Genomic DNA, 6,004 nt, shown 5'->3' on the forward strand with positions numbered 1-6,004 from the left:
CGACGACGACGCGCGATCGTCCTCGGCGCTCGCGCTTTACGCTCTGGCCGCCGGGCGGATGCTGCGCCAACCATGCCGGCGGGTCGAGCTGCACCACGTGCCCAGTGGGCGGGTCGCGGCCGCCGAGCATACCGAGGCGAGCATCGCCCGGCACGTGCGGCGGGCGGAGTCGGTCGCGGCGGACGCCGTGCGCGCGACGGAGGCCCTGCGGGCGGGTGAGGATCCGCAACGGGCGTTTCCGCCGAGCCCCGGCCCCCTGTGCTCGTGGTGCGATTTCCGCAGCCACTGCCCCGAGGGGCAGGCAGCCGGCCCCGAACGCCAGCCCTGGGACGCCCTCGGCGACGAGGGCGACGAGGACTGAGGCATCGGCGTACCGGGGCGCCGGCGACCGGAGGGTCGGCCCGGACACCGGGGCGTCGGACACCGGGGCGTCGGACACCGGGCCGGGAGAGGCGTCATCATGAGACGGTGCCCGACCAGACCGCCACGCCCGCCCGGCTGCGGGTCTCCGCGAAGGCCGCGACCTTCACCGAATCGGTGATCCGGGAGATGACCCGGCTCGCTCTCGCGCACGACGCCGTGAACCTCGCGCAGGGCTTCCCCGACTTCGCCTGCCCGCCGCAGCTCAAGGAGGCGGCCAAGGCCGCCATCGACGCGGACGTGAACCAGTACGCCATCACGTGGGGAGCCGCGGAGTTCCGCGCCGCCGTTGCCGCGAAGGTGGCCGGAACCTACCCGGGCTGGTCGGTCGACCCCGACACCGAGATCTGTGTGACCTGCGGCTCCACCGAGGCGATGATCGCGGCGATGCTCGCGCTGGTCGACCCCGGCGACGAAGTGATCATGTTCGAGCCGTTCTACGAGAACTACGGCCCGGACGCGATCCTCTCCGGCGCCCGGCCGAAGCTCGTCCGCCTGCATGCCCCGGACTGGACGATCGACGAGGCGGAGCTGCGTGCGGCGTTCTCCGACCGCACCCGCGCCATCGTGCTGAACACCCCGCACAACCCGACCGGCAAGGTGCTGCGCCGCGCCGAGCTGGACCTCGTCGCCGAGCTCTGCCAGCGCCACGACGCGCTCGTGTTCACCGACGAGATCTACGAGCACATCCATTACCTGGGCCCGGGCGGCCACATCCCGCCGGCCACCGTTCCCGGGTTGGAGGACCGCACCGTCACCATCAATGCGCTGTCCAAGACCTACGCGGTGACCGGCTGGCGGGTCGGCTGGACGATTGCGCCCGCCGCCTACACCTCGGCGATCCGCAAGGTGCACGACTTCCTCACCGTCGGGGCGGCGGCACCGTTGCAGGCCGGCGGGGTGGCGGCGATGAACCTGCCGCAGACGTACTACGTCGATCTCGCCCGGCAGTACCAGGAACGGCGGGACCTGCTCTGCGCGGCCCTCGCCCGGACCGGCTTCACCTTCCGGGAACCGGACGGGGCGTACTACGTGATGTGCGACACCCGCGCGCTCGACCCGGCCGGTGACGACGTGGCTTTCGCTCACCGGCTGGTCACCGGGATCGGGGTCGCCACCGTTCCCGGCTCGTCGTTCTTCGCGGACCCGGCGGACGGCCGCCACATTATCCGGTTCGGCTTCCCCAAGAAACTCACGACCCTGGAGGCCGCGGCGCGGCGGCTTGCCCGTCTCACCCCGCCGGCTACCCCGGCTACCCCGGGTTGAGAGTTGTCCCAGGCGGCTGGGGCATCGGGTAGCCGCCTTCGGCCGCCCGGGCATGCCCCGCGTGCAGCTCCCGGTCCAGCGCTGTCAGCTGACCGTGTGTCCCGCCGCGCAGCGATCGGCCGGCCAGTCGCGGGCGAGCGGCCATCTCATCGGGCGACGGCGGCGCGTACCGCCCGCGCAGGTATTCCCCGATCCACCGGGCCTGGGCGGCCGCGAGCCGCGCGGGACCCGCGACATGGAACAGCCAGGGAACCTCGAGATCGAAGACCTCGCCGAAACGGGCTGAGCCAGTCCCGGCCGGACCTAGCCGCGCCGCCGGGCCGGTGAGCACCACGGCCTCGAAAACGCCGAGCGGGTGGGCTTCGCCATCCGGGTGGGGAGCGCCATGCACCTCAAAAGGCGGACCGAGCGCGGCGGCTCCGACCAGGCGCAACGTAGCGGGAGTCACGGCGACGACACGATCAGTCAGACCGTGCGTGGCGAGTTCGGCGAGGGACGGCGGCGGCGTGGGGCCCTCGGAGAACGCGGTGACGGTCAGCCCACCGTCGGCGAGTGTGATTGTCGCGGCGGCTCCGGTGGCATCGAGACCGAGGACGGCGACACGGGGAAGACCTGGCACGTCGGGGGACTCTAGCGGTGCGGTGATGGATCCCGCGCACTACGGTTGAAGACATGAGCGTTGTCAAGATCAACGTGTTGACCGTGCCCGCAGAGCTGCGAGACACCCTGGAGAAGCGGTTCGCCGGCCGCGCCGGGATGGTGGAGCAGGCCGACGGGTTTGAATGGTTCGAGCTGCTGCGCCCGATCGAGGGCACGGACACCTACCTCGTCTACACCCGTTGGCGTAGCGAGGAGGACTTCCAGAAGTGGCAGTCCTCGCAGGCGTTCGGTGAGGGCCACCGGCAGGCCGCGGCCGGTCAGGGCGCTCCTGCGGGCCACGGGGCCCCGGCGGGGGGGCAGGGTGCCCCCGCGGCCACCGCGGCCACGCTGTGGTCGTTTGAGGTGGTGCAGACCGCCGCCCCCGCCTCGAACTGACCCGCGCCCGGCGGCGCACACTGGATGAGACGAGTGGTACCCCCGGATCTACCGGGGTTGCGGATGGCTGGTCGGTGTCCGACTCAGGGTGATTGCGGAGTGGCCTCGGGGGCGCGTCGAGATTTTCGCCCGTCAAGTGTTGTGACGGATCGGTCACGCCCCCACACTGATCGGTGTGGCCCGAGTACTCGCTGTTGCGAATCAGAAGGGCGGCGTTGCCAAGACGACCTCCGTGTCGAGTCTCGGTGCCGCGCTGTGCGAGCTGGACCGTCGGGTCCTGCTGGTCGATCTCGACCCACAGGCATGTCTGACCTTTTCGCTCGGGCTGGATCCGGATGCCCTCGAACTGTCGGTGCACGACGTCCTGTTGGGACGGTTGTCCGCTGGCATCATCATCACCAGGACACCGGACGGCACCGATCTGCTGCCCGCGACCATCGAGCTGGCGGGTTGCGAGGCGGTGCTGCTGTCACGCACCGGGCGGGAGCACGCGCTGCGGCTTGCCCTCGCCGAGATCGTCGACGAGTACGACTTCATCCTCATCGACTGCCCGCCCTCCCTGGGCGTGCTCACCATCAACGGGTTGACGGCGGCGGACGAGGTCATCGTGCCGCTGCAGTGCGAGACGTTGTCCCACCGCGGCGTCGGCCAGCTGTTGGACACGGTGCACGACGTGCAGCGGCTGACCAATCCCGGCCTGCGGGTCCGCGGCGTGCTGCCGACCCTGTTCGACGGTCGCACGGCGCACTGCCGGGCGGTGCTCGCCGACGTCTCCGCCCGGTACGACATCGCGGTGCTGGCGCCGCCGGTAGCCCGCTCGGTGCGCTTCGCCGAGGCGCCGGGAACGGGGCGGTCCATCCTGACGACCGCGCGGCGCTCCAAGGGGGCCGAGGCCTACCGGTCGCATGCCCGTGCCATCGCCGGGGTTGCGGGGGTGGGCACTGCCGCCGGCATCGCCGGCATCGCTGACCCTGCCGGGACCGCGGTTGGACAGGCCGCCGAAACCGTTGACGGCCCGGGGACCACCTCGTCCGGTCGGCGGCAACGCCCTCGGGAGGGGGACGGCCAACCCGCGGGCATGCGGGACCATTCCCGTCCTCCGGTGCAGGTCGGCGAACCGACCTGCACCGGAGAGGTGCGGGTGTGAGCCGGCGGTGAACGAGCTCGGGCGGACACCCGGCCGGGTGCCGGGCGGGAGGCAGGCGCAGGACCGGGCGACGGCCGGGTTCGACCGGCTGCGTCCACGTGGCGCCCGGTCTCCCCTGGTCACTCCGGTTCGCGCGAGATCAACGGTGGGTCGCGACGCGCATGGAAAGCGTGCGTTGTACAGCGGCGTCCGCCCCGTGACACCGCCGAACACCAGCCTGACCGTCAGCTGCTCCCGATGCGGGCAGACCAGCTCCCTCGGCGCCTGGCACGCGCTGCGCGTCCTGACGCCGAGCGTCCATCTACCGCTGGTCCGACTCCGGCATCCCTCCTTGGTGCGCTGTCCCTCGTGCCGGCGGCTGAGCTGGGTCCGGCTGGGCCTGCATTTTCGGCCCGCGGGCTGACGACCCCCGCGGACCGGCGACCCCCGTGGGTATGCGGGGCCGGGGGCCGGGGTGTCAGGCCGACTCGGCTCGGGGCGGCGTGCCGGCGTCGGCGTCGGCCTCGGTGCCGTCGCCGGCCTCCCGCATCGTGCCCGCGGCGCGGCCACGGTTGCCGCGCCGCCGGCGCCGGCGGCGCGGCAACTCCTCGGCCTCGACGCCCGTCTCCGAGGCCAGGGCGGAGACGACGCGGGCGGTGCCGGTGTCCGTGTCGGTGCCGGTGTCCGTGTCGGTGTCCGTGTCGGTGAGCGGGGCGGTCCCGGTGAACTCGACCAGCCCGGTCTGCCCGGCACCGTCCACCACGGGTGCGCAGGCCTTCCGGCCGTCCTCGTCGACCGGGTCCGCCGGGTCCGCGGCGATGGCCAGCCCCGCACCCGCGGCCGCCGCACCACCGCCGCGGGTGCGCCGACGGGCGCGAGTCCGGGTCGGCACCGCCGCCGGCTCGGAACGGTCCTGGTCACGCCCGGTCCGCGAGCCGCGGCGCCCGCCGCGACCGGACTGCCCCAGATCCTCGATGTCCTCGGCCGCGAGCCCGGCGCGGGTCCGCGCCGCGTGCGGCAGGGTGCCCTTCGCGCCCGCCGGGATGCCGAGCGCCTCGTACAGGTGGGGGGAGGTGGAATAGGTTTCCACCGGGGCATCGAACGGCAGGGCGAGCGCCTTGTTGACGAGCGTCCACCGCGGCAGGTCGTCCCAGTCGACGAAGGTGATGGCCACCCCGCTCTCGCCCGCCCGACCGGTGCGGCCGATGCGGTGCAGATAGACGTTCTCGTCTTCGGGGCACTGGTAGTTGACCACGTGGGTGACACCGTTGATGTCGATGCCCCGGGCGGCCACGTCGGTGGCGACCAGGACGTCGACCTTGCCGGAGCGGAAGGCGCGCAGCGCCTGCTCGCGCTGGCCCTGGCCCAGGTCGCCGTGCACCGCCGCGGCCGCGAAGCCGCGCTTGGCGAGGTCCTCGGCGACCTTGTCCGCGGTGCGCCGGGTCCGCACGAACACCATGGCGAGCCCCCGGCCGCCGGCCTGCAGGACCCGGGCCAGCACCTCCATCTTGTCCAGCGCGTGGGCGCGGAAGACGTGCTGACGGGTGGTCGGGACCGTGCGCTCCTCATCCGGCTGTTCCGCGCGGACGTGCACGGGCCGCTTCATGAACCGCCGGGCCAGGGAGATGACCGGGCCGGGCATGGTCGCGGAGAACAGCATCGTCTGCCGCTCGGTCGGCAGCTGCGACATGATGCGCTCGACGTCCGGCAGGAAGCCGAGGTCGAGCATCTCGTCGGCCTCGTCGAGCACCAGGGTGCCGACGCCGGCCAGGTCGAGCACGTGCTGGCGGGCGAGGTCCAGCAGGCGGCCGGGCGTGCCGACGACGATGTCGACCCCGGCGCGCAGCGCGGACAGCTGCGGCTCGTAGGCACGCCCGCCGTAGACGGACAGCACCCGCAGGCCACGGCGGGCGCCGGCGCGGGTGACGTCCGCGGTCACCTGGACGCACAGCTCACGGGTGGGCACCACGACAAGGGCCTGCGGACGGCCGTCGGCACCCTCCTTGGCCGCCAGCACCGTCTGCACCACCGGGACGCCGAACGCGAGGGTCTTGCCGGTGCCGGTGCGGGCCTGCCCGATGATGTCGTTGCGGGCCAGGGCGAGTGGAAGCGTCAACTCCTGGATGGGGAAAGCGTGCACGATGCCCGCTTCGGTCA

General features: G+C 72.9%; 6 protein-coding genes. 4 read left to right on the top strand and 2 right to left on the bottom strand.

Going from position 1 to position 6,004, the window contains the following annotated elements; all coding sequences use genetic code 11:
- Window positions 1-361, top strand: a 361-nt coding sequence (locus AC08ON_RS03480; protein ID WP_476616437.1) for a PD-(D/E)XK nuclease family protein, incomplete at its 5' end; no start/stop codon positions are given.
- A gap of 107 nt (window positions 362-468) precedes the next feature.
- Window positions 469-1,686 carry a pyridoxal phosphate-dependent aminotransferase gene (locus AC08ON_RS03485; RefSeq protein WP_476606374.1) on the top strand — a complete coding sequence of 406 codons (1,218 nt, stop codon included), beginning with the start codon at window positions 469-471 and terminating at the stop codon, window positions 1,684-1,686.
- On the opposite strand, the gene AC08ON_RS03490 is transcribed toward AC08ON_RS03485, so the two are convergent.
- On the bottom strand, window positions 1,673-2,305 hold the full coding sequence (locus tag AC08ON_RS03490; RefSeq protein WP_476606375.1) for a hypothetical protein: 633 nt from the start codon (window positions 2,303-2,305) through the stop codon (window positions 1,673-1,675). The two genes, AC08ON_RS03485 and AC08ON_RS03490, sit on opposite strands and share 14 nt — an antisense overlap.
- 53 nt (window positions 2,306-2,358) lie before the next feature.
- On the opposite strand from AC08ON_RS03490, the gene AC08ON_RS03495 reads away from it, so the two are divergent.
- Together AC08ON_RS03495 and AC08ON_RS03500 are read left to right on the top strand one after the other, a co-directional pair.
- Window positions 2,359-2,721: an antibiotic biosynthesis monooxygenase family protein gene (locus AC08ON_RS03495; protein ID WP_476606376.1), complete on the top strand. Its 363-nt coding sequence runs from the start codon at window positions 2,359-2,361 to the stop codon at window positions 2,719-2,721.
- Between the two features lie 175 nt (window positions 2,722-2,896).
- A complete protein-coding gene (locus AC08ON_RS03500) occupies window positions 2,897-3,868 on the top strand; it encodes a ParA family protein (protein ID WP_476606377.1) in 972 nt (323 codons plus the stop codon).
- A 457-nt stretch (window positions 3,869-4,325) separates the two neighbouring features.
- Here the strand turns inward: AC08ON_RS03500 and AC08ON_RS03505 are convergent.
- Window positions 4,326-6,004, bottom strand: a 1,679-nt coding sequence (locus tag AC08ON_RS03505; RefSeq protein WP_476616438.1) for a DEAD/DEAH box helicase, incomplete at its 5' end; no start/stop codon positions are given.

The organism is Frankia sp. CoWAU3, assembly GCF_977971855.1.

Bases quoted from the DNA above. Each gene is read 5' to 3' on its own strand.
- AC08ON_RS03495 (WP_476606376.1), top strand. From the start codon at position 2,359: ATGAGCGTTGTCAAGATCAACGTGTTGACCGTGCCCGCAGAGCTGCGA.